At 67.5% G+C, this 18,856-nt stretch carries 28 protein-coding genes; 3 read left to right on the top strand and 25 right to left on the bottom strand.

Going from position 1 to position 18,856, the window contains the following annotated elements; genetic code table 11:
* The first annotated feature begins 1 nt into the window (after position 1).
* Both ABD093_RS16670 and rbsK read left to right on the top strand, forming a co-directional pair.
* Positions 2–1,042, top strand: coding sequence for an aldose epimerase family protein (locus ABD093_RS16670; protein WP_343925888.1), 1,041 nt, complete (start codon positions 2–4; stop codon positions 1,040–1,042).
* Position 1,043: 1 nt separating this feature from the next.
* Positions 1,044–1,967 carry a ribokinase gene (gene rbsK, locus ABD093_RS16665; protein WP_343925886.1) on the top strand — a complete coding sequence of 308 codons (924 nt, stop codon included), beginning with the start codon at positions 1,044–1,046 and terminating at the stop codon, positions 1,965–1,967.
* Between the two features lie 172 nt (positions 1,968–2,139).
* Here rbsK and ABD093_RS16660 read toward each other — a convergent pair whose 3' ends face one another.
* From ABD093_RS16660 to rplN, 20 genes are all read right to left on the bottom strand, one after another.
* Positions 2,140–4,239, bottom strand: coding sequence for an S-layer homology domain-containing protein (locus ABD093_RS16660; protein ID WP_193116812.1), 2,100 nt, complete (start codon positions 4,237–4,239; stop codon positions 2,140–2,142).
* Between the two features lie 376 nt (positions 4,240–4,615).
* On the bottom strand, positions 4,616–5,281 hold the full coding sequence (rplQ, locus tag ABD093_RS16655) for a 50S ribosomal protein L17, sunset domain variant (RefSeq protein ID WP_193116811.1): 666 nt from the start codon (positions 5,279–5,281) through the stop codon (positions 4,616–4,618).
* A gap of 27 nt (positions 5,282–5,308) precedes the next feature.
* Positions 5,309–6,304: a DNA-directed RNA polymerase subunit alpha gene (locus ABD093_RS16650; RefSeq protein ID WP_193116810.1), complete on the bottom strand. Its 996-nt coding sequence runs from the start codon at positions 6,302–6,304 to the stop codon at positions 5,309–5,311.
* Between the two features lie 162 nt (positions 6,305–6,466).
* Positions 6,467–6,871 (bottom strand): 30S ribosomal protein S11, encoded by a 405-nt coding sequence (rpsK, locus tag ABD093_RS16645; protein WP_193116809.1) that lies wholly within the window; start codon positions 6,869–6,871, stop codon positions 6,467–6,469.
* A 104-nt stretch (positions 6,872–6,975) separates the two neighbouring features.
* On the bottom strand, positions 6,976–7,350 hold the full coding sequence (gene rpsM, locus ABD093_RS16640) for a 30S ribosomal protein S13 (protein WP_193116808.1): 375 nt from the start codon (positions 7,348–7,350) through the stop codon (positions 6,976–6,978).
* Positions 7,351–7,562: 212 nt separating this feature from the next.
* Positions 7,563–7,676, bottom strand: a complete 114-nt coding sequence (gene rpmJ / locus ABD093_RS16635; RefSeq protein ID WP_010532506.1) for a 50S ribosomal protein L36 — start codon at positions 7,674–7,676, stop codon at positions 7,563–7,565.
* 22 nt (positions 7,677–7,698) lie between these two features.
* Positions 7,699–7,920 carry a translation initiation factor IF-1 gene (gene infA, locus ABD093_RS16630; RefSeq protein WP_193116807.1) on the bottom strand — a complete coding sequence of 74 codons (222 nt, stop codon included), beginning with the start codon at positions 7,918–7,920 and terminating at the stop codon, positions 7,699–7,701.
* A 427-nt stretch (positions 7,921–8,347) separates the two neighbouring features.
* Positions 8,348–9,196 carry a type I methionyl aminopeptidase gene (map, locus tag ABD093_RS16625; RefSeq protein WP_193116806.1) on the bottom strand — a complete coding sequence of 283 codons (849 nt, stop codon included), beginning with the start codon at positions 9,194–9,196 and terminating at the stop codon, positions 8,348–8,350.
* Positions 9,193–9,819, bottom strand: coding sequence for an adenylate kinase (locus tag ABD093_RS16620; protein ID WP_377802341.1), 627 nt, complete (start codon positions 9,817–9,819; stop codon positions 9,193–9,195). The genes map and ABD093_RS16620 overlap by 4 nt, the downstream gene beginning before the upstream one ends.
* Positions 9,816–11,123 carry a preprotein translocase subunit SecY gene (gene secY / locus ABD093_RS16615; protein ID WP_193116805.1) on the bottom strand — a complete coding sequence of 436 codons (1,308 nt, stop codon included), beginning with the start codon at positions 11,121–11,123 and terminating at the stop codon, positions 9,816–9,818. The genes ABD093_RS16620 and secY overlap by 4 nt, the downstream gene beginning before the upstream one ends.
* A gap of 156 nt (positions 11,124–11,279) precedes the next feature.
* Positions 11,280–11,738: a 50S ribosomal protein L15 gene (gene rplO / locus ABD093_RS16610; protein ID WP_226849817.1), complete on the bottom strand. Its 459-nt coding sequence runs from the start codon at positions 11,736–11,738 to the stop codon at positions 11,280–11,282.
* Positions 11,739–11,743: 5 nt separating this feature from the next.
* Positions 11,744–11,926 carry a 50S ribosomal protein L30 gene (gene rpmD, locus ABD093_RS16605; protein ID WP_319021532.1) on the bottom strand — a complete coding sequence of 61 codons (183 nt, stop codon included), beginning with the start codon at positions 11,924–11,926 and terminating at the stop codon, positions 11,744–11,746.
* Entirely contained in the window at positions 11,923–12,615 is a 693-nt protein-coding gene (gene rpsE, locus ABD093_RS16600) for a 30S ribosomal protein S5 (RefSeq protein WP_193116803.1), read from the bottom strand. Before rpsE ends, rpmD begins: the two co-directional genes overlap by 4 nt.
* A gap of 37 nt (positions 12,616–12,652) precedes the next feature.
* Positions 12,653–13,039, bottom strand: coding sequence for a 50S ribosomal protein L18 (gene rplR / locus ABD093_RS16595; RefSeq protein ID WP_193116802.1), 387 nt, complete (start codon positions 13,037–13,039; stop codon positions 12,653–12,655).
* 2 nt (positions 13,040–13,041) lie between these two features.
* The gene (rplF, locus tag ABD093_RS16590; protein WP_193116801.1) at positions 13,042–13,584 is read right to left on the bottom strand and encodes a 50S ribosomal protein L6; all 543 of its coding nucleotides are present in this window, start codon (positions 13,582–13,584) and stop codon (positions 13,042–13,044) included.
* Positions 13,585–13,606: 22 nt separating this feature from the next.
* Positions 13,607–14,005 (bottom strand): 30S ribosomal protein S8, encoded by a 399-nt coding sequence (rpsH, locus tag ABD093_RS16585; protein WP_193116800.1) that lies wholly within the window; start codon positions 14,003–14,005, stop codon positions 13,607–13,609.
* Between the two features lie 71 nt (positions 14,006–14,076).
* Positions 14,077–14,262 (bottom strand): type Z 30S ribosomal protein S14, encoded by a 186-nt coding sequence (locus ABD093_RS16580; protein WP_193103395.1) that lies wholly within the window; start codon positions 14,260–14,262, stop codon positions 14,077–14,079.
* A gap of 1 nt (position 14,263) precedes the next feature.
* Positions 14,264–14,833, bottom strand: a complete 570-nt coding sequence (gene rplE, locus ABD093_RS16575; RefSeq protein WP_226849816.1) for a 50S ribosomal protein L5 — start codon at positions 14,831–14,833, stop codon at positions 14,264–14,266.
* Positions 14,833–15,219, bottom strand: coding sequence for a 50S ribosomal protein L24 (rplX, locus tag ABD093_RS16570; RefSeq protein ID WP_343925877.1), 387 nt, complete (start codon positions 15,217–15,219; stop codon positions 14,833–14,835). Before rplX ends, rplE begins: the two co-directional genes overlap by 1 nt.
* A gap of 1 nt (position 15,220) precedes the next feature.
* On the bottom strand, positions 15,221–15,589 hold the full coding sequence (rplN, locus tag ABD093_RS16565) for a 50S ribosomal protein L14 (protein WP_193116799.1): 369 nt from the start codon (positions 15,587–15,589) through the stop codon (positions 15,221–15,223).
* Positions 15,590–16,011: 422 nt separating this feature from the next.
* Between rplN and ABD093_RS16560 the strand changes: the two genes are divergently transcribed.
* Positions 16,012–16,428, top strand: a complete 417-nt coding sequence (locus tag ABD093_RS16560) for a hypothetical protein (protein WP_193116798.1) — start codon at positions 16,012–16,014, stop codon at positions 16,426–16,428.
* A gap of 197 nt (positions 16,429–16,625) precedes the next feature.
* Here the strand turns inward: ABD093_RS16560 and rpsQ are convergent, their stop codons facing one another.
* The 5 genes from rpsQ to rplV are packed head-to-tail and all read right to left on the bottom strand — an operon-like array spanning position 16,626 to position 18,852.
* On the bottom strand, positions 16,626–16,952 hold the full coding sequence (gene rpsQ / locus ABD093_RS16555; RefSeq protein ID WP_193116797.1) for a 30S ribosomal protein S17: 327 nt from the start codon (positions 16,950–16,952) through the stop codon (positions 16,626–16,628).
* A 20-nt stretch (positions 16,953–16,972) separates the two neighbouring features.
* The gene (gene rpmC, locus ABD093_RS16550; protein WP_193116796.1) at positions 16,973–17,206 is read right to left on the bottom strand and encodes a 50S ribosomal protein L29; all 234 of its coding nucleotides are present in this window, start codon (positions 17,204–17,206) and stop codon (positions 16,973–16,975) included.
* The gene (rplP, locus tag ABD093_RS16545) at positions 17,206–17,625 is read right to left on the bottom strand and encodes a 50S ribosomal protein L16 (RefSeq protein WP_193116795.1); all 420 of its coding nucleotides are present in this window, start codon (positions 17,623–17,625) and stop codon (positions 17,206–17,208) included. Before rplP ends, rpmC begins: the two co-directional genes overlap by 1 nt.
* Positions 17,626–17,630: 5 nt before the next feature.
* Positions 17,631–18,488 carry a 30S ribosomal protein S3 gene (gene rpsC, locus ABD093_RS16540; RefSeq protein ID WP_193116794.1) on the bottom strand — a complete coding sequence of 286 codons (858 nt, stop codon included), beginning with the start codon at positions 18,486–18,488 and terminating at the stop codon, positions 17,631–17,633.
* A gap of 10 nt (positions 18,489–18,498) precedes the next feature.
* A complete protein-coding gene (gene rplV / locus ABD093_RS16535; RefSeq protein ID WP_193116793.1) occupies positions 18,499–18,852 on the bottom strand; it encodes a 50S ribosomal protein L22 in 354 nt (117 codons plus the stop codon).
* Positions 18,853–18,856 lie beyond the last annotated feature (4 nt).

The following is an 18,856-nucleotide window of genomic DNA, read 5'->3' as shown; positions in this document are numbered from 1 at the left end:
GATGGCCTTCACCCTGGACCTCCCCCGGGAGCTGTTCGGTGAGACTCCGCGCGTGGTGTGCCAGGGCCCGGAGTGGACCGTCTCGGCCCGTCGGTACCGCACCGGTGTGGAATCGCTGAGCATCCGCAACTCCCGCGGCCGCGTGGAGGTGCTGCCCTTCCTGGGGCAGATCGTCTGGGATGCCGAGTTCGACGGGCAGTCCCTGCGGATGACGAGCATGTTCGAGGAGCCGCGGAAGGTGGAGCGGATCGCGGAGACCTACGGGTGCTTCGCCTTCCACTCCGGGCTGCTGGCCGCCGGCTGCCCCTCCCCCGAGGCCGATCACCCGCTGCACGGTGAGTTCGCCTGCGCGGAGATGGACAGCGCCGAGCTGGTCCTCGCCGAGGACTCCGTGACGATCCGCTCCGTGCACGAGTACGTCATGGGCTTCGGCCACCACTACCGTGCCATCCCGTCGGTCACCCTGCGCGCAGGGTCCGCCCTGCTGGACATCGACCTGGAGGTCACCAACCTCTCCGCCTACGCGACGATGCCGCTGCAGTACATGTGCCACCTGAACTACCGCTTCCTCGAGGGAGCACGGATGACGCAGACGCTGCCGGAGGGCACCTTCCACCTGCGCGAGAGCATCCCGGCGCATGTCGCCCCGACTCCCGCGTGGGAGCAGATCACGCAGCGGATCCGCAGCGGCGCGATCGATCCGGACAGCCTGGTGGGCGCGGAGCAGTTCGACCCCGAGATCGTCTACTTCGCCGACGATCTCCCGGCCCAGGGCGGCCCGCTGCGCTTCTCGCTGGCCAACAGCGACGAGTTCGAGTTCGTCACGGAGTTCGACAGCTCGCAGTTCCCCACGGCCACCCGCTGGATCCTCTCGAACCCGGACCAGCAGGTCGCCGCCTTCGCCCTGCCCGCGACCAGCAGACCCGAGGGGTTCCTGGCCGCGGAGCGGGCGGGCACACTGGTACAGCTGCCCGCAGGCCGGAGCACACGATTTTCGGTGACCACCGGGCTGGTGGCCGCCGCCGAGAAAGAGAGCCACTGATATGCCGATCGCCGTCATCGGGTCCAACATGGTCGACCTGATCTCCTACATCCATCGCATGCCCGCCGAAGGGGAGACCGTGGAGGCGCCGGAGTTCCGCATGGGCTGCGGCGGCAAGGGAGCTAACCAGGCCGTGGCCGCCGCGCGTCTGGGCTCCGAGGTCGTGATGGTCTCCCGAGTGGGCGACGACGTCTTCGCGGACACCACGCTGGCGAACTTCGAACGCAACGGCATCCGCACGGATCATGTGCTGCGCACCGAGGCCACCTCCGGCGTCGCCCCGATCTTCGTGGACCCCGACTCCCACAACTCGATCATCATCGTCAAGGGCGCCAATGCGCTCCTGACACCGCAGGACGTCGAGGCCGCTCGGGAGGACATCGCCCGCTGCGGACTCATCGTGCTGCAGCTGGAGATCCCGTTGGAGACGGTGTACGCCGCGATCGATCTCGGCGAGAAGCTGGGAATCCCGGTGCTGCTGAACCCGGCCCCGGCCTCCCCAGAGCTCGATCTGGCCCGGATCACCGGAGTGGACTTCCTGGTCCCCAACGAGACCGAGCTCGAGCTGCTCACCGGCATGCCCGTCTCGAGCCTCGAGGACATCACGAAGGCGACCGAGGTGCTGCTGACCGCGGGGATCAGCAACGTCATCGTCACCCTCGGGTCCCGCGGCGCCCTGTGGGCCCATGCCGACGGCCAGGAGATCGTCGAGGCCCCGGCCGTCCAGGCGATCGACACGACCGGGGCGGGCGACGCCTTCATCGGCTGCTTCAGCACCACCTGGGTGCGTTCGGGCGACGTGCTGGACGCGATCCGGGCCGGCAGCGCCTATGCCTCGGACTCGGTCACGCGGCCGGGCACGCAGACGTCGTACGCCTGGGCCGACGGAGTGGAACCCGCAGCCGACGCTTCGCAGAACGGCTGACGACCGACCATCCACAACCCACATCTCGAATCCCGGGTGCCGCATCCCGCGTCCCCGACCGGGCACGGGGCCGGGGCCGGGACCGGGACCCAGCACAGCACAGCACAGCACAGCACAGCACAGCAGGTCAGCACCCCGGAGGAGTCCGCGAACTCCTGCGGGGTGCACGCCGTCAGACCTCCCGCGTCCAGCGCCAGAGGAACGCCGCCATCTCGTCCCGCGGCACCCGGTTCCGGGGCCGGAAGGTGCCGTTGCTGTAGCCGCGGGAGATGCCGGTCTTGGCGAGCCAGCCGATCGCCGTGGCGTAGCCGCTGGTCGGTGAGACGTCCGAGAACTGGGCGGCGTCCTTCGGGGATGCCGGCGGCGATCCTGCTGCGTAGTACAGGAGCGAGGCGACGGCGTCCCGGCGGATCGTGTCCGCCGGCCGGAAGGTCCCGTCCGTGTAGCCGACGGAGATCTTCTCCGCCGCCGCCCAGCACACCTCCTTGTAGAAGGTGTCCTGCGAAGAGACGTCCGAGAACGGCGATGACTTCGGCGGCGTGAAGGAGGGGGACCCCATCGCCCGGTAGATGAAGACCACCATGTGATCGCGCCGGGTCAGCTCATCGGGGTGATACATCGTGCCCCCGTATCCATGCACCACCCCCAGGTCCACGAGGTCGTTGATGTCGAAGTAGAAGTCGCGGCCCGGAGCGACGTCGCCGAACTTGGTGGCCGAGAAGCGGTTGTAGCGACCGTTCACCGCCGACATCCCGAACGAGAACGCCTGCACGACCCGTTCACCGTCCTCATAGGGTCGCCCGCTGGGCCGGCCCCAGGAGGCCTGCCAATGAGTAGCCGTCGGGCAGTAGTACGCCGTGGAGATGCCGCTCTCGTTGATCACGAGGCCCTTGGTCAGCACGGTCGCGTTGTACTTGCCCGTGCTGTGGGCGCTCTTGACGACGGTGCCGAGAACCGCGGAGCCGCCCGCCTTCTCGAAGGCCGCCAGGTGCTTGGTCCAGCCGGAGTCCGCGTAGCTCTGCGCCTCGCTGCGGACCGCGCCGAACTGCCGATACAGGTTCAACCCGGGGCACTCGGTGTAATTCACGTCGCGGTGCCCCATGATCCTCGGCAGCGAGACCTTCTCCCCCGGAGGGAACCGGGTGCCGGTACCGGGGGTCCAGGAGACCTTCGCCGTGACCGAGGACTGGAAGGTGCTCAGCAGCTTCCAGCCGGCCACCTGGGCGATCGCTCGGCGCCCGGCAGAGGCCAGCGTGGTCGAGGAGTAGTCACCGAGCACCGAGATGCCGAAGCTGCCGGTGTTGAACCCATAGGCGTGCGCGCCGACGATGTTCCGGTGCAGGCCGCCACCTCGGCCCTCGAAGATCTGGCCGTACTTGTCCACCAGCATGTTGTAGCCGATGTCCGCCCAGCCCAGAGTGCCCACGTGATAGGACTGGATCCCCCGGATGATCTGGGCGGACTGGCTCTTGGAATAGTTGTTGGTGCCCGCCGTGTGGTGGATGACCACAGCCTTGAGACGATCCGTGCTGCTCGTGCCACGCACCGAAGACTCATTCGAGCCCCACGTCGCGCGGGACACGAACCTGGGTGCGCCGGATCCGAGCGTCGGGGTGGCGGGGTTCTTCGCCGACGTCGCCGTCGCGGACATCGTGCGCAGCTGCGAGCTCTGGGAGACCGTCGCATCCGGGCCCGAGAGCAGGGTCGACTCCTGATCGCCCGGGGCCTCGGAGGTGGTGACCACGTGCGCCACCAGGGCCTCCGTGACGTCCCCGCCGTCGACCTCGGCGCGGATCCGCAGCGCCGACACCGCCCCGATCCAGCCGACCTCGGTCCCCGGAGCACCCTCCCCCGTCTCCGTGTCCTCCGCGGCCTCGAGCGGGATCCATCCGGACCACTCGCCCTCGAGGTCCAGCCCCTGTACCAGGACCTCCGGGACGTCGGCGTCCGCGGGCCAGGTCACCCCGATCATGGTCGCCGGCTGCTCGGCGAGGTCCCGCGCGACGCCGCCCTCGACGTCGATCAGCGCGACGTCCGCGAGCGGGACATCGACGATGCGGGTCTCTCCGCCGGCGACCGACGGATCGGCGAGAGCGGGTGCCGCGACCAGCACGGTCCCGGTGGCGGGGACGACGGCCGCTGCCGCGGAGGCCACGAGCACGGCCCGCCGAGAGGGGCCATGACGCGGTGTCCGCTCCTCCGAGGATGGCTCCTCCGCGGTAGTCGGCCAGACAGCAGCATCGGGCGTGGGGTCGAGATGGTGAGTGGACATGGACTGCTCCGGTTCTCCGAGGGCGCATGACGAGTCCAAGCCGGAAGAACCAGTGCATGCCGAGACACGCACTGCACACGACGGGGCCTCATCGCCCCGGCCGTCCCCCAGCGGGCTCCGTGGACACCGTAACGCTCTCGCGCCCCGGCCCGGTCGAGGCTCGGTCACGATCAGGCGACGTTCGGGCCGTCACGTCACGGTCAGGACACGGTCCCTGCGTGCGGTCCCTGCGTGACCTCGGAATGCCTCACCGAGCAGAACGCCGAAGGCGGGCCGCCGGGATCTCCCCCGCCAGCCCGCCTTCGGCGTGGTGCTCGTGCTGCGGGTCAGGCGCGGCAGCGTGGTGTGCTGTCCCGGCCCGCGAGCGGTGCGTCGATCAGGCCTCGTCGGCCTCGTCGGCAGCAGGCTTCGCGTTGACGAAGCCGGCGGTCTCGGCGGCCTCGGCGGTGCGGAACCAGACCTCGGCGACCGTGCGGTCGTACCAGGGCGACTCGGGGGTGTGGAACTTCATCGAGTCCTCGTTGCCCTTGATGTCGAAGCCCTCGGGCGGGGTGTCGCCCTTGTAGGAGTCCTCGCCGAAGGGAGCGGTGCTCTCCTCGGTCGCGGTCTCCGCTGCGGCGTCAGAGGTGGAGGCACCCTTGGCGGCGCCCTCGGCCTCCTTCACCACGGACTGCTTCGCGGAGTACTCCTCCTGGACGAGCTCGATGACTGCCATGGGGGCGTTGTCGCCCTTGCGGGGAGCCACCTTGGTGATGCGGGTGTAGCCGCCGGGACGCTCCGAGAAGGTCGGGGCGATCTCCTCGAACAGCGAGTAGACGACACCGCGGTCGCGGACGACGCGCATGACGCGACGACGCGACGAGAGGTCGCCCTTCTTCGCGAAGGTGACGAGGCGCTCGGCGTACGGGCGAAGGCGCTTGGCCTTGGTCTCCGTCGTGGTGATCGCCTTGTGGCGGAACAGCTCGGTGGCGAGGCCGGCGAGGATCATCCGCTCGTGCGCGGGGGATCCGCCGAGGCGCGCACCCTTGGTGGGGGTAGGCATGGTCGTTCTCCTAGTTAAAGATAAAGGTCAGTACTGGTCGCCGAAGTCGTCGGAGTAGGACTCCAGGGCGGACGGGTCGAACCCGGCCGGGGAATCCTTCAGCGACAGTCCGAGATCGGCGAGCTTCGCCTTGACCTCGTCGATGGACTTCTGCCCGAAGTTGCGGATGTCGAGCAGATCGGCCTCGGAACGGGCGGTCAGCTCACCGACGGTGTGCACACCCTCGCGCATGAGGCAGTTGTACGACCGCACCGTGAGGTTGAGATCGTTGATCGGCAGCGCCAGATCGGCGGCGAGAGCCTGGTCGGTCGGCGACGGGCCGATCTCGATGCCCTCCGCCTCCTGGTTCAGCTCGTGAGCCAGACCGAACAGCTCGACCAGGGTCTTGCCGGCCGATGCCATGGCGTCGCGGGGGCTGATGGCCGGCTTGGCCTCGACGTCGACGATGAGCTTGTCGAAGTCGGTGCGCTGCTCGACACGGGTCGCCTCGACCTTGTAGGTCACCTTGAGGACCGGCGAGTAGATCGAGTCGATCGGGACGCGACCGATCTCTCCGTCGACGCCCTTGTTCTGCGAGGCCGAGACGTAGCCGCGACCGCGCTCGACGATCAGCTCGATCTCCAGACGGCCCTTCTCGTTCAGGGTCGCGATGTGGAGGTCGGGGTTGTGGATCTCGACGCCGGCCGGCGGGGTGATGTCGGCGGCGGTCACGCGACCGGCTTCCTCACGACGCAGGTACATCACGACGGGCTCGTCGTTCTCCGAGGAGACGACGAGGTTCTTGATGTTGAGGATGACCTCGGTGATGTCCTCCTTGACGCCGGGGACGGTGCTGAACTCGTGCAGCACGCCGTCGATGCGGATCGAGGTGACCGCTGCGCCGGGGATCGAGGACAGCAGGGTGCGACGCAGGGAGTTGCCGAGGGTGTAGCCGAAGCCCGGCTCGAGCGGCTCGATGACGAACCGTGAGCGGTTGTCCGACACGACCTCTTCGGTCAGCGTGGGGCGCTGTGCAATGAGCACTGTGGATCCTTTCAGCGAGCGTCCGCCATATGACGCTCAGAAGGGGGCGGTGGGCCTAGAGGATGGGTGATGTCCAGGGGCGCCGGGCACGGCCTGAGCCGGCCCGGCACCTGGGTCGGCCGTCAGGAACGGGATCCGGGATCCCGTGACGGCCGACGACGATCAGACGCGGCGGCGCTTGGCCGGGCGGGTGCCGTTGTGCGGCTGCGGGGTGACGTCCTGGATCGAGCCGACCTCGAGGCCGGTCGCGGTCAGCGAGCGGATCGCGGTCTCGCGGCCGGAGCCCGGGCCCTTCACGAAGACGTCGACCTTCTTCATGCCGTGCTCCTGCGCCTGACGCGCGGCCGACTCAGCGGCCATCTGCGCGGCGTACGGGGTCGACTTGCGCGAGCCCTTGAAGCCGACCTGCCCGGCCGAAGCCCAGGAGATGACGGCGCCGGTCGGGTCCGTGATGGACACGATCGTGTTGTTGAACGTGCTCTTGATATGAGCCTGACCGTTGACGATGTTCTTCTTGTCCTTGCGGCGCGGCTTGCGCGCAGCGGCCTGACGGGTCTTGGTTGCCATACGGCGGAACTCCTCTGGTGGGTATCGGGTGCGCCGGATCCCTCAACGGCGCGAAGTGACTGCGGCCTGCGAAGGGCCCGCGGTCCGACGGCAGATGCCGTGGGTCAGCGAGTCTTCTTCTTGCCGGCGACGGTGCGCTTGGGGCCCTTACGGGTACGCGCGTTGGTCTTCGTGCGCTGTCCGTGGACCGGCAGGCCGCGGCGGTGACGCAGTCCCTGGTAGCTGCCGATCTCGACCTTGCGACGGATGTCAGCGGCGACCTCACGACGCAGATCACCCTCGATCCGGTAGTTCTCCTCGATGTGGTCGCGGAGCTGGACGAGCTCGTCGTCCGTCAGCTCGCGCACGCGCTTGTCGCCGGAGACGCCGGTCGCTGCCAGCGTCTCGAGGGCGCGGGTGCGTCCCATGCCGAAGATGTACGTCAGGGCGACTTCGAGGCGCTTTTCGCGCGGAAGGTCTACTCCCACCAGACGTGCCATGTGCATTCTCCTACTGTCTCGGAGGCCTGATCCGATACCTCGTCCGGGTCTGTATCCGGACGCCGCAGCCTCCGCGCTGCGGGTGGCCGGCCCGAGGGCCGGTGGTATCGGTTCTTCTGTTGTGTGTCCGATGGTTCGGACGGTGCCCCAGCGGGGCTGCCACCTCGGGGGTGGCCGTCACGGCTGATGCCGGGATGGGCGGAGTGCTCCGCTCAGCCCTGGCGCTGCTTGTGACGCGGGTTCGAGCAGATCACCATGACACGCGAGTGGCGACGAATCACCTTGCAGTTGTCACAGATCGGCTTGACGCTCGGCTTGACCTTCATAGCTTTCCTTCTCCCGGGACGATCACTTGTAGCGGTACACGATGCGGCCACGGTCGAGGTCGTAGGGGCTCAGCTCGACGACCACTCGGTCCTCGGGAAGGATACGGATGTAGTGCTGGCGCATCTTCCCGGAGATGTGCGCGAGCACCTTGTGCCCGTTGTCGAGCTCCACGCGGAAACGCGCATTCGCGAGCGCCTCCGTGATGACGCCCTCGACTTCGATCACGCCGTCCTTCTTCGCCATGCCTCCCCAATCTCTCGCCTCCGGCAAGCCGGTGGCCGAGTTCCGCATTCGATGAATACTCAGTCCATGCACACCGACCGTCGGGTGACGGTACGGTGGTCGACGTAGGTGGCGCCGGAGCGCGTCGCCCGCGTGACAGGACGAACCGGTGGAACCGGCCGACGCACTGCACGACGGGACTGCAGACTGCACACGACGAAGACGTCGCGCACGGAGCACACCCAATCGTCGAGCTTACACGGACTCTCCGGTAACGGCCATGCCCCCGAGGATGACGCCGATCACGTCACCTGCGCAGAGGCACCCGCACGCAGGTACCTGCACAGAGGCAGCAGACCCGTGCGGTCCCGCACGCCAGCCCCCGCGGTGCGGCACGTCGGGCGCCCCATGCGGTGCGTCCGCCCCCCGGTCCGGCGGCGGGACGGGCTCAGCGGCCCGCGGCGTCCAGGGGATCCGGCGCCGCCGTGATCCCCCGCTGCGCGAGCTCGGCGGCGCCGCCGTCGCCCGCGGTCAGCACCAGCAGTCCGGCATCGGTCACCGCGACCGAGTGCTCGCTGTGGGCGGCCCGGCCGCCGGCCGTGGCGCGCACGGTCCAGTCGTCGTCCTCGAGCTCCCAGGCCCCGGGGCCCTGGATGAGCATCGGCTCGACCGCGAGGCACATGCCCGCGCGGACCTTGGGCCCGCGGGAACGGGTGCGGTAGTTCATGACGTCCGGTGCCTGGTGCATCGCAGTGCCGATGCCGTGGCCCCCGAAGCCCTCGAGGTGCGACAGGGACTCCCCTGCCTCCTCGGTGACGTAGTCCTCGATCGCCGCGCCGACCTCGCCGACCCTCTGGGCGGTCGCGAGCGCGGCGATGCCGGCCCACATCGCCTCGCGGGTGGTGCGGACGAGGTTCTCGTCGGCCACGGAGCGCGGGGTGCCCACGATGTGGGTGCGCGCCGCATCCGAATGCCATCCCTCGATGATCAGGCCGCCGTCGATGGAGACGATGTCCCCGTCGTGCAGCGGCCGGTCATCGGGGATCCCGTGGACCACGACGTCGTTGACGCTGATGCACACCGTGGCCGGGTACCCCTGGTAGCCCAGGAAGTTGGGCGTCGCGCCCTCGTCGCGGATCATCTCGTGGGCGAGCCGATCCAGCTCGTTCGTCGTGATGCCGGGCCGGATGCTCTGCTCCAGCAGGTCGTGCACGCGGTGCAGCAGGTATCCGCTGCGCCGCATCACGGCGATCTGCTCGGGCGTCTTCAGCTCCACCCGCTCCGGGAGGATGCTCATCGTGCTGCGAGCGCCTCCTGCAGCGCGGCGGTCACCTCGTCGATGGAGGCCATGCCGTCCACACGACGCACGAGGCCGCGGCCGTCGTAGACATCGATCAGCGGGGCGGTCTGCTCTGCGTAGACGTCGAGGCGACGACGGATGGTCTCCTCGGTGTCGTCGCTGCGGCCCTGCTCCTCGCCCCGGGCGACGAGGCGCGCCACGACGGCCTCCGTCTCGACCTCGAGCAGCAGCACGGCGTCGAGGGCGGTCCCGAGCTCGGTCAGCACGCCGTCGAGGGCGCCCACCTGGTCCAGGGTGCGGGGGTAGCCGTCCAGCAGGAAGCCGTCCTGCGCATCGGCCTCGGCCAGGCGCGAGCGCACCATGTCGTTGGTGACCGAATCGGGGACGTACTCCCCCTTGTCCATATAGGACTTGGCGAGCACGCCCAGCTCGGTCTCCTGGGAGACGTTCGCCCGGAAGATGTCCCCGGTCGAGATCGCGGGGATCGACAGCGACTCCGCGAGACGCACGGCCTGGGTGCCCTTGCCGGCGCCGGGAGGCCCAACGATCAGCAGTCGGCGCGCGATGCCTGCGGGGGCCTGCGGGCTGGTGGAATCGGTCGAGAGGTCGGGGCTGGTCACCGAAGAATCCCTTCATAGTGGTGCTGCTGGAGCTTCGCATCGATCTGCTTCACGGTGTCGAGGCCGACGCCGATGATGATCAGCAGCGAGACACCGCCCAGCGGAAAGTTCTGCGAGGCGCCCAGGTAGGTCAGGGCGAGCAGCGGCATCAGGGAGATCACCGCGAGGTACATCGCACCGGGGGTCTGGATCCGGTTGATCACGTACCGCAGGTAGCGCTCGGTGGGCTTGCCCGCGCGCACGTTGGGCACGAACCCGCCGTACTTCTTCATGTTGTCGGCGATCTCCTCCGCGTTGAAGGTGATCGACACGTAGAAGAACGCGAAGAAGACGATCAGCGCAACGTAGACGACGGCGTAGATCCAGGAGAAGGACGCACCGCCCATCACGAGGTGCTGGTTGACCCACTGCACCCACCCGGCGTCCGCATTCCCGAAGGACGCGGCCATCTGCGGCAGCGAGAGGATCGAGGAGGCGAAGATGACGGGGATGACGCCGGCCTGGTTGACCTTGATCGGGATGTACGTCGAGGTGCCGCCGTACATGCGCCGGCCCACCATGCGCTTCGCGTACTGGACCGGGATCCGGCGCTGGGACTGCTCGACGAAGACCACGCCGATCATGACCACGAGGGCCACGAGGATGACGAGGGCGAAGGTCATCCAGCCCTGCAGCTCGAAGACCTGGCTCATGGCGCCCGGGAAGGACGCGGCGATGGACGTGAAGATCATCAGCGACATGCCGTTGCCGATACCGCGCTCGGTGATCATCTCGCCCATGAACATGATCAGGACGGTGCCGACGGTCATGGCCAGGACCATGAGCAGCAGCGCCGGGATCGACTCATCCGGCACCAGCGTGAGGTTGCAGCCCACGAAGAACTGCCCGGAGCGCACGAGCGTGATGATGGTGGTCGCCTGGAGCACGCCCAGACCGATGGTCAGGTAGCGCGTGTACTGGGTAAGCTTCGCCGTCCCGGAGGCCCCCTCCTTGTGGAGGGCCTCGAAGCGGGGGATCACGACGCGCAGCAGCTGCACGATGATCGAGGCGGTGATGTAGGGCATGACGCCCAACGAGAAGACGGAAAGCTGCAGCAATGCGCCGCCGGAGAACATGTTGATCATGCCCATCGCGGAGGCGCCTTGTCCCGACATCGACTGCTCGGAGCACATCATCACGTTGGTGTAGTCGAACCCCGGGGTGGGGACGAAGACGCCGAGTCGATAGATGGCGAGCAGGCCGAGGGTGAAGAAGATCTTCGCCCTCAGCTCGGGGGTGCGCAGCGCGCGCACGAACGAGTTCACCAGTTTCCCTCCTGGAGGTCCGGGGACAGGACCGTAGGACGTCCCGGTCCGTCCGGCTGTCGCAGAAGTCCCGCGACATGTCGGACCAGCCCCGGTATGACGACGGGGCACCGCAGCACAGATTATTCTGCGCCACGGTGCCCCGTCAAAAGAGACTCACGCGGTGGTGACGGAACCGCCGGCCGCCGCGATCTTCTTCTCCGCCGAGGCGGAGAACTTCTGTGCGGTGATGTCGAGCTTGACGCTGACCTCACCGGTGCCCAGCACCTTGACGGGCTGGTTCTTGCGCACGGCGCCCTGAGCGACGAGATCCTCGACCGTGACAGTGCCGCCCTCGGGGAACAGCTCCTGCAGGGCCGACAGGTTCACGACCTGGTACTCGACGCGGAAGGGGTTGGTGAAGCCGCGCAGCTTCGGGAGACGCATATGCATAGGCATCTGGCCACCCTCGAAGCCGATGCGCACCGTATTGCGGGCCTTGGTGCCCTTGGTGCCACGACCGGCGGTCTTGCCCTTGGAGGCCTCACCACGACCGACGCGGGTGCGCGCGGTCTTGGAACCCGGCGCGGGGCGCAGGTCGTGAAGCTTCAGAGGGTTCTGGTTGGAATCAGTCATGAGAGTCAGTCCACCTCTTCGAACGTCACCAGATGGGTGACGGTGCGGACCATGCCGCGGATCTCAGGGCGATCTTCCTTCACCACCGTGTCACCGATGCGCTTGAGGCCGAGGCCTCGCAGGGTGGCGCGCTGGCTCTGGCTACCGCCGATGTCGGAACGAATCTGGGTCACCTTGATCTGCATCAGGCACCCACCTTCGCGGCCCGGGCAGCTGCGCGGCCCTCGGCCTGTGCCCGGAGCAGTGCCGCCGGAGCGACGTGCTCGACCGACAGGCCACGACGTGCTGCCACGGCCTCCGGCTCCTCGAGCTGCTTGAGCGCATCGACGGTGGCCCGCACGATGTTGATCTGGTTGGTCGAGCCGAGCGACTTGGAGAGCACGTCGTGCACTCCGGCGCACTCGAGCACGGCGCGAACCGGACCGCCGGCGATCACACCGGTACCGGGTGCTGCCGGACGGAGCAGGACGACGCCTGCTGCATCCTCGCCCTGGACCGGGTGCACGACGGTGCCCTGGATGCGGGGGACGCGGAAGAAGTTCTTCTTCGCCTCCTCGACACCCTTGGCGATCGCCGCCGGGACTTCCTTCGCCTTGCCGTAGCCGACGCCGACGGTTCCGTCGCCGTCACCCACCACCACGAGGGCGGTGAAGGAGAAACGACGGCCGCCCTTGACGACCTTCGACACGCGGTTGATGCTCACGACGCGCTCGAGGAACGCCGACTTCTCGGCTTCCTGTCCACGCCCGCGGCCACCCTGACGGCCGCCGCGGTCGTTGCCGCCCTGACGGGCGCCACGATCGGTGTTGTTGGTGGTGGAATTGTCGTCCCGCCGGCCGGAGGCCGCGGGACCGTTGTTCCGCTGCTGTACAGCCATATTCAGATCCTCTTCTCGTCCTGTGTCCGGGGGGCGGTCACAGCGCCAGGCCAGCTTCGCGAGCGCCATCCGCGATGGCGGCCACGCGACCGTGGTACTTGTTGCCGCCGCGGTCGAACACGACGGAGTCGATCCCGGCCGCCTTGGCACGCTCGGCGACAAGCGCGCCGACGGTGCGGGCCTTGTCTGCCTTGGGTGCCTCGGAGCCGCGCAGGTCGGCCTCCATGGTCGATGCCGACGCGATGGTCTTACCCAGCGAGTCGTCGACGACCTGAACGAAGACGTGACGCGACGAGCGGGTGACCACCAGGCGCGGACGCAGGGCGGTGCCGACGACGCGACGACGGACACGCAGGTGACGACGACCGCGCGAGCGCAGCTTGCTGCCGCGGTTGCCCTTGGTGTGCTTGAGTGCGTAACCCATGATCACTTACCAGCCTTTCCGGCCTTGCGCACCACGACTTCGTCCGCGTACCGCACGCCCTTGCCCTTGTAGGGCTCCGGCCTACGGATCTTGCGGATGTTCGCGGCGACCTCGCCCACCTGCTGCTTGTCGATGCCGGCGACCGAGAACTTGGTCGGCGACTCGACGGAGAAGGTGATGCCCTGGGGCGCCTTCACCGACACGGGGTGGGAGAAGCCGAGGGCGAACTCGAGGTCGGTGCCCTTCGCGGTCACACGGTAGCCCGTGCCCACGATCTCCAGCTTCTTGGTGTAGCCCTCGGTGACACCGAGGACCATGTTGTTGATGAGCGTGCGGGTCAGGCCGTGAAGCGACCTGCTCTCGCGCTCATCGTCGGGGCGGCTCACCACGATGGCGCCGTCCTCACCGCGCTCGACGGTGAGGGGCTCCGGCACGTTGTGCTTGAGCTCGCCCTTGGGACCGGTCACCGTGATGGTGCGATCCTCGATGGTGACGTTCTGGACAGTGGCCGGTACTGCAACCGGCAGGCGTCCGATGCGGGACATAGTAGTTAGTCTCCTCTCCCGCTCACCAGATGTAGGCGAGGACTTCCCCACCCACACCCTTCTTGGCTGCCTGCTTGTCGGTCAGAAGGCCGGAGGACGTGGACAGAATCGCCACGCCCAGTCCGCCGAGGACCTTGGGCAGGTTGGTGGACTTCGCGTACACACGCAGGCCCGGCTTCGAGATGCGACGAATCCCGGAGATGGCACGCTCACGGCTTTCCGCGTACTTGAGCTCGAGGACGAGCTTGCTGCCCACCTCGGCCTCTTCCTCGGTCCAGCCGAGGATGTAGCCCTCTGCCTTCAGGATGTCCGCAATGCGGGCCTTCAACTTCGAGTACGGCATGGACGCGGTCTCGTGGTACGCCCCTGAGGCGTTACGGATCCGCGTCAGCATGTCCGCGATCGGGTCGGTCATGGTCATGTCTGTTGCTTCTTCCTCACCTGGTTTCCCTCGGCATCATTGCTGTGCCTCGGGACCTCTGGCGGTAGTCCTTACCAGCTGCTCTTGGTCACGCCGGGGAGCTCACCGCGGTGAGCCATCTCGCGAAGGCAGACTCGGCAGAGTCCGAACTTGCGATACACGGAATGCGGACGACCGCAGCGCTGGCACCGGGTGTAGCCGCGCACAGCGAACTTGGGCTTGCGCTCCGACTTCTTGATCAGGGCTGTCTTCGCCATATCAGTTCTCCTTGAAGGGGAAGCCGAGCAGCTTGAGCAGCGCGCGTCCCTCGTCGTCGGTCTTCGCCGTGGTCACGACCGTGATGTCCATACCGCGGACGCGATCGATCTTGTCCTGGTCGATCTCGTGGAACATGACCTGCTCCGTGAGACCGAAGGTGTAGTTGCCGTTGCCGTCGAAGTGCTTCGGCGACAGACCACGGAAGTCGCGGATACGCGGCAGCGCGGTCGACAGCAGGCGGTCCAGGAACTCCCACATGCGAGCGTTGCGCAGTGTGACGTGCGCACCGATCGGCATTCCCTCACGCAGCTTGAACTGCGCAATGGACTTGCGAGCCTTGGTGACCTGGGGCTTCTGGCCGGTGATGGCTGCGAGGTCGCGGATGGCGCCGTCGATGACCTTCGAGTCGCGGGCGGCGTCGCCGACACCCATGTTCACGACGATCTTGGTCACTCCGGGCACCAGCATGACGTTCTCGTAACCGAACTGCTCGGTCAGCTGCGTCTTGATGGTGTCGTTGTACTTCGTCTTCAGACGCGGGGTGGGCGTCTGGGTAGCGGTCTCGCTCATCAGATGTCCTTCCCGGAGCGCTTCGCGAAGCGGACACGCACCTGCTTGGAGCGGCCGTTCTCGAGCTCGACGGTCTCGACGCGGTACCCGACCTTGGTCGGCTTGTTGTCCTCAGGGTCGACCAGGGCCACGTTCGAGACGTGAAGAGAGGCTTCGCGCTGCTCGATGCCGCCCGCGCCCCCCGCCTGGTTCGGCTTGAGGTGGTGCGTGCGCCGGTTGATGCCCTCGACGAGGACGCGCCCCGTGTCGGGGAACACCTGGAGCACACGACCCTGCTTGCCCTTGTCGCCGGCCTCGAGCCCGCGCGCGGCGAGCTTGTCGCCGTCGCTCGAGCGACCGGTGATGACCTGGACGAGATCGCCCTTCTTGATCTTCATCTTTGCCATATCACAGCACCTCCGGTGCCAGCGAGATGATCTTCATGAAGCGCTTGTCGCGCAGCTCGCGACCGACAGGGCCGAAGATGCGCGTACCGCGCGGCTCGCCGTCAGCCTTGAGGATCACCGCTGCGTTCTCGTCGAAGCGGATGTAGGACCCGTCGGCACGCCGACGCTCCTTGGACGTGCGGACGACGACCGCCTTGATGACGTCGCCCTTCTTGACGTTGCCACCGGGGATGGCGTCCTTGACGGTCGCCACGATGGTGTCCCCGATGCTGGCGTAACGGCGACCGGAGCCACCGAGAACGCGGATGCACAGAATCTCCTTGGCACCCGTGTTGTCGGCGACCTTCAGTCGCGACTCCTGCTGAATCACTCGTTCTCCTATCGTCTCACCGGTTCTCTTCCGCCCCGCGGGAGCGGGACGACCGAGCCTTGCGGAACGGAATGTGGACCATGCCCGGCATCGTCCCTGGTCACAGCATGGACCGGGGGCGTCACCGACGACGGGCCCCGGGCACCAAAAAACCCTCAGCCGGACTCACGCACTAGCATGGAGAACGCAGAACGTTCGCTTCTCGTGCAAGGTCTCCGACGAGGAGGGATCTGGTGGTACCGGATCCTGTCACGGACTCCAGCTCCCATGCACCCGGGGGCGCTCGGGGACAGTCGTCCGGCAACTGCTCAAGACTACGCGCTACCACGGGGCGGTGTCACCCTGCGAAGGGCATCTACCTGGTGTGTGCTTGCTCTCGTGACGTCCGACCTGCCGCATGAGGAACGACCTAGACTCGGTGCATGATCGACATCGACGTCGCACGGCGACTCAAGGACGCAGGCCTTCCGTGGGAGCCCGCGGACGGAGACCTCTTCATGATCGACACCGAGCAGATGCGCGACGAGGCGTTCATGCTCTCCTCCATGGTGATCGAGCGGGGGCCAGGACTGGCCGGCGGACAGGTGTTCCGGTTCAACGGCACCACGGAGTGGGCGCTGGACTCGATCGAGCAGCACGAGGCGCTGTGGATTCCGCGGGAGGACCAGCTGCGCTCGGCACTGGGCACCGCGTTCCGCGCGCTCCGGCGGGAGGAGGACGGGGTCTTCACCGTCGACCTCTCCCCCGCTGACGGCGCAGAGCGTCGTGAGATCCGTGCCCCGCAAGCGGAGGATGCCTACGCCGGGGCGCTGCTCGTGCACCTGACGCACGCCGGCTGAATCGTCCCGGCTCACACCCCAGCTGAGTCCTCCCGCCGCGCGCACCGGTCGAATCGTCCCGGCTCACGCAGCAGCTGAGCCGTCCTGCCTCACGCACCGTGGACGAGAGATGCTCCGGGACGACCGAAGGGCCGGTCCTCCCCGTGGGGAGAACCGGCCCTTCGAACGATCCTGATGCGGTCACGAGGACCGCGGGATCACTTGGCGCGCTCGGTGACCTCGACCAGACGCCACCGCTTGGAGGCGGACATCGGGCGGGTCTCCATGAGGACGACACGGTCGCCGATACCGGCGGTGTTCTCCTCATCGTGGGCCTTGAACTTGCTGGTCTTGGTCGTGACCTTGCCGTACCGAGCGTGCTTCACACGCTCCTCGACCTCGACGACGATCGTCTTCTCCATCTTGTCGGAGACCACGAAGCCGCGAACGGTCTTGCGGTAGGGACGCTCGTGGGAGGACGCGTGCGCGCCTTCCTTGTCGAGCTCCTCGACGGCCGGGGTCTCGGCCTGGGTGTTCTCAGTCATCTCTGTTCCTCGCTTCGCGGTCACTCGGCGCTGCCGGGCGCCTGACGGATGCCCAGCTCGCGCTCGCGCAGGATCGTGTAGATCCGTGCGATGTCCTTCTTGACGGACCGCAGGCGGCCGGAGCTCTCGAGCTGTCCGGTGGCCGACTGGAAACGGAGCTTGAACAGCTCGTCCTTGGCCTTTGCCAGCTCTTCGACCAGCTTCGGATCATCCAGCTTGTCGATTTCTTCGGCGGTGAGCTTGGTCGCTGCCATCAGATGTCACCACCCTCTCGGCTCAGAATGCGGCACTTCATGGGGAGCTTGTGCATCGCCAGGCGCAGAGCCTCGCGAGCAACCTCCTCGTCGACGCCGGCGATCTCGAACATAACGCGTCCCGGCTTGATATTTGCGATCCACCACTCGACCGAACCCTTACCGGAGCCCATGCGGACCTCGGCAGGCTTCTTGGTGAGAGGACGATCGGGGTAGATGTTGATGAACACCTTGCCGCCACGCTTCATGTAGCGGGTCATGGCGATACGTGCAGCCTCGATCTGACGGTTCGTGACGTAGGCAGGCGCGAGCGCCTGGATGCCGTAGTCGCCGAACGCGAGATCGGTGCCGCCCTTGGCCATACCGCTGCGGGTCGGGTGGTGCTGCTTGCGGTGCTTGGTCCTGCGGGGGATCAGCATGTCGCTCAGGCCTCCGTTCCGGACTGCTGGACGGGAGCGGAAGCCGGCTGCTCGGCGGGAGCGGCGGCCGGAGCGGCAGCCTGTGCTGCGCCCTCCGTGCTGCCGTCCCGACGTGCGGTGGCGTTGCGCTCGTTACGACGGCCACGCGGGCGCTCTGCACGCGGGCCGCCACGTCCGCCGGAGCGGGGACCCTGCGAGGCGGCCTGCTGAGCCGCGAGCTCCTTGGCGGTGACGTCGCCCTTGTAGATCCACACCTTCACGCCGATACGGCCGAAGGCGGTCTTGGCCTCGTAGAAGCCGTAATCGATGTTCGCACGGAGGGTGTGCAGCGGCACGCGTCCCTCACGGTAGAACTCGCTGCGGCTCATCTCCGCGCCGCCGAGACGACCGGAGACGGCCACTCGGATGCCCTTCGCACCGGCGCGCTGCGCGGACTGCATGCCCTTGCGCATCGCACGGCGGAAGGAGACACGGGCGGCGAGCTGCTCGGCGATGCCCTGAGCAACCAGCTGGGAATCAGCCTCGGGGTTCTTGACCTCGAGGATGTTCAGCTGGATCTGCTTACCGGTGAGCTTCTCCAGCGCACCGCGCAGACGCTCGGCCTCCGCGCCACGACGCCCGATGACGATGCCCGGGCGGGCGGTGTGGAGATCGACGCGCACACGATCACGGGTGCGCTCGATCTCGACCTTCGAGATGCCGGCTCGCTCCATGCCCTTGGACATGAGCTCGCGGATCGCGACGTCTTCCTTCACGTAGTCGCGGTAGCGCTGACCCTCCTTCGAGGAATCAGCGAACCACCGGCTGCTGTGCTCCGTCGTGATCCCGAGACGGAACCCATTCGGATTGACCTTCTGGCCCATACGGGACTCCTTACTTCTTCACGGGAGCGACGACCACGGTGACGTGGCTGCTGCGCTTCTTGATCTGGAAGGCTCGACCCTGTGCACGCGGCTGGAACCGCTTCATGGTCGGGCCCTCGTCGACGAATGCGGCGGAGACGGCGAGTTCGCGCTCATCGAAGCGCTCCCCTGCCTGATCTGCCTTCACCCGCGCGTTGGCGATCGCGGACTCGACGAGCTTTCGGACGGGCTCACTGGCGGCCTGCGGGGCGAACCGCAGAATGTCCAGTGCCTCGGCCGTGCTCTTGCCACGAATCAGGTCCACAACGCGGCGAGCCTTCATGGGCGACATGCGGAGATGCCGCACCTGCGCCTTGGCTTCCATTGCT

Source organism: Brachybacterium tyrofermentans, assembly GCF_039526165.1.
Classification (GTDB): domain Bacteria; phylum Actinomycetota; class Actinomycetes; order Actinomycetales; family Dermabacteraceae; genus Brachybacterium; species Brachybacterium tyrofermentans.
Note: the sequence above shows the minus strand (reverse complement) of the source record. Positions and strands in the feature narration are given on the sequence as shown.

What these genes read in the sequence shown, in the direction of transcription:
- ABD093_RS16670 (WP_343925888.1), top strand. Translation starts at nt 2, where the DNA reads ATGGCCTTCACCCTGGACCTCCCCCGGGAGCTGTTCGGTGAGACTCCG.
- rbsK (WP_343925886.1), top strand. Translation starts at nt 1,044, where the DNA reads ATGCCGATCGCCGTCATCGGGTCCAACATGGTCGACCTGATCTCCTAC.
- ABD093_RS16660 (WP_193116812.1), bottom strand. Translation starts at nt 4,239, where the DNA reads ATGTCCACTCACCATCTCGACCCCACGCCCGATGCTGCTGTCTGGCCG.
- rplQ (WP_193116811.1), bottom strand. Translation starts at nt 5,281, where the DNA reads ATGCCTACCCCCACCAAGGGTGCGCGCCTCGGCGGATCCCCCGCGCAC.
- rpsK (WP_193116809.1), bottom strand. Translation starts at nt 6,871, where the DNA reads ATGGCAACCAAGACCCGTCAGGCCGCTGCGCGCAAGCCGCGCCGCAAG.
- rpsM (WP_193116808.1), bottom strand. Translation starts at nt 7,350, where the DNA reads ATGGCACGTCTGGTGGGAGTAGACCTTCCGCGCGAAAAGCGCCTCGAA.
- rpmJ (WP_010532506.1), bottom strand. Translation starts at nt 7,676, where the DNA reads ATGAAGGTCAAGCCGAGCGTCAAGCCGATCTGTGACAACTGCAAGGTG.
- infA (WP_193116807.1), bottom strand. Translation starts at nt 7,920, where the DNA reads ATGGCGAAGAAGGACGGCGTGATCGAAGTCGAGGGCGTCATCACGGAG.
- map (WP_193116806.1), bottom strand. Translation starts at nt 9,196, where the DNA reads ATGAGCATCCTCCCGGAGCGGGTGGAGCTGAAGACGCCCGAGCAGATC.
- rplO (WP_226849817.1), bottom strand. Translation starts at nt 11,738, where the DNA reads ATGACTGATTCCAACCAGAACCCTCTGAAGCTTCACGACCTGCGCCCC.
- rpsE (WP_193116803.1), bottom strand. Translation starts at nt 12,615, where the DNA reads ATGGCTGTACAGCAGCGGAACAACGGTCCCGCGGCCTCCGGCCGGCGG.
- rplR (WP_193116802.1), bottom strand. Translation starts at nt 13,039, where the DNA reads ATGGGTTACGCACTCAAGCACACCAAGGGCAACCGCGGCAGCAAGCTG.
- rplF (WP_193116801.1), bottom strand. Translation starts at nt 13,584, where the DNA reads ATGTCCCGCATCGGACGCCTGCCGGTTGCAGTACCGGCCACTGTCCAG.
- rpsH (WP_193116800.1), bottom strand. Translation starts at nt 14,005, where the DNA reads ATGACCATGACCGACCCGATCGCGGACATGCTGACGCGGATCCGTAAC.
- ABD093_RS16580 (WP_193103395.1), bottom strand. Translation starts at nt 14,262, where the DNA reads ATGGCGAAGACAGCCCTGATCAAGAAGTCGGAGCGCAAGCCCAAGTTC.
- rplE (WP_226849816.1), bottom strand. Translation starts at nt 14,833, where the DNA reads ATGAGCGAGACCGCTACCCAGACGCCCACCCCGCGTCTGAAGACGAAG.
- rplX (WP_343925877.1), bottom strand. Translation starts at nt 15,219, where the DNA reads ATGGCAAAGATGAAGATCAAGAAGGGCGATCTCGTCCAGGTCATCACC.
- ABD093_RS16560 (WP_193116798.1), top strand. Translation starts at nt 16,012, where the DNA reads ATGATCGACATCGACGTCGCACGGCGACTCAAGGACGCAGGCCTTCCG.
- rpsQ (WP_193116797.1), bottom strand. Translation starts at nt 16,952, where the DNA reads ATGACTGAGAACACCCAGGCCGAGACCCCGGCCGTCGAGGAGCTCGAC.
- rpmC (WP_193116796.1), bottom strand. Translation starts at nt 17,206, where the DNA reads ATGGCAGCGACCAAGCTCACCGCCGAAGAAATCGACAAGCTGGATGAT.
- rplP (WP_193116795.1), bottom strand. Translation starts at nt 17,625, where the DNA reads ATGCTGATCCCCCGCAGGACCAAGCACCGCAAGCAGCACCACCCGACC.
- rpsC (WP_193116794.1), bottom strand. Translation starts at nt 18,488, where the DNA reads ATGGGCCAGAAGGTCAATCCGAATGGGTTCCGTCTCGGGATCACGACG.
- rplV (WP_193116793.1), bottom strand. Translation starts at nt 18,852, where the DNA reads ATGGAAGCCAAGGCGCAGGTGCGGCATCTCCGCATGTCGCCCATGAAG.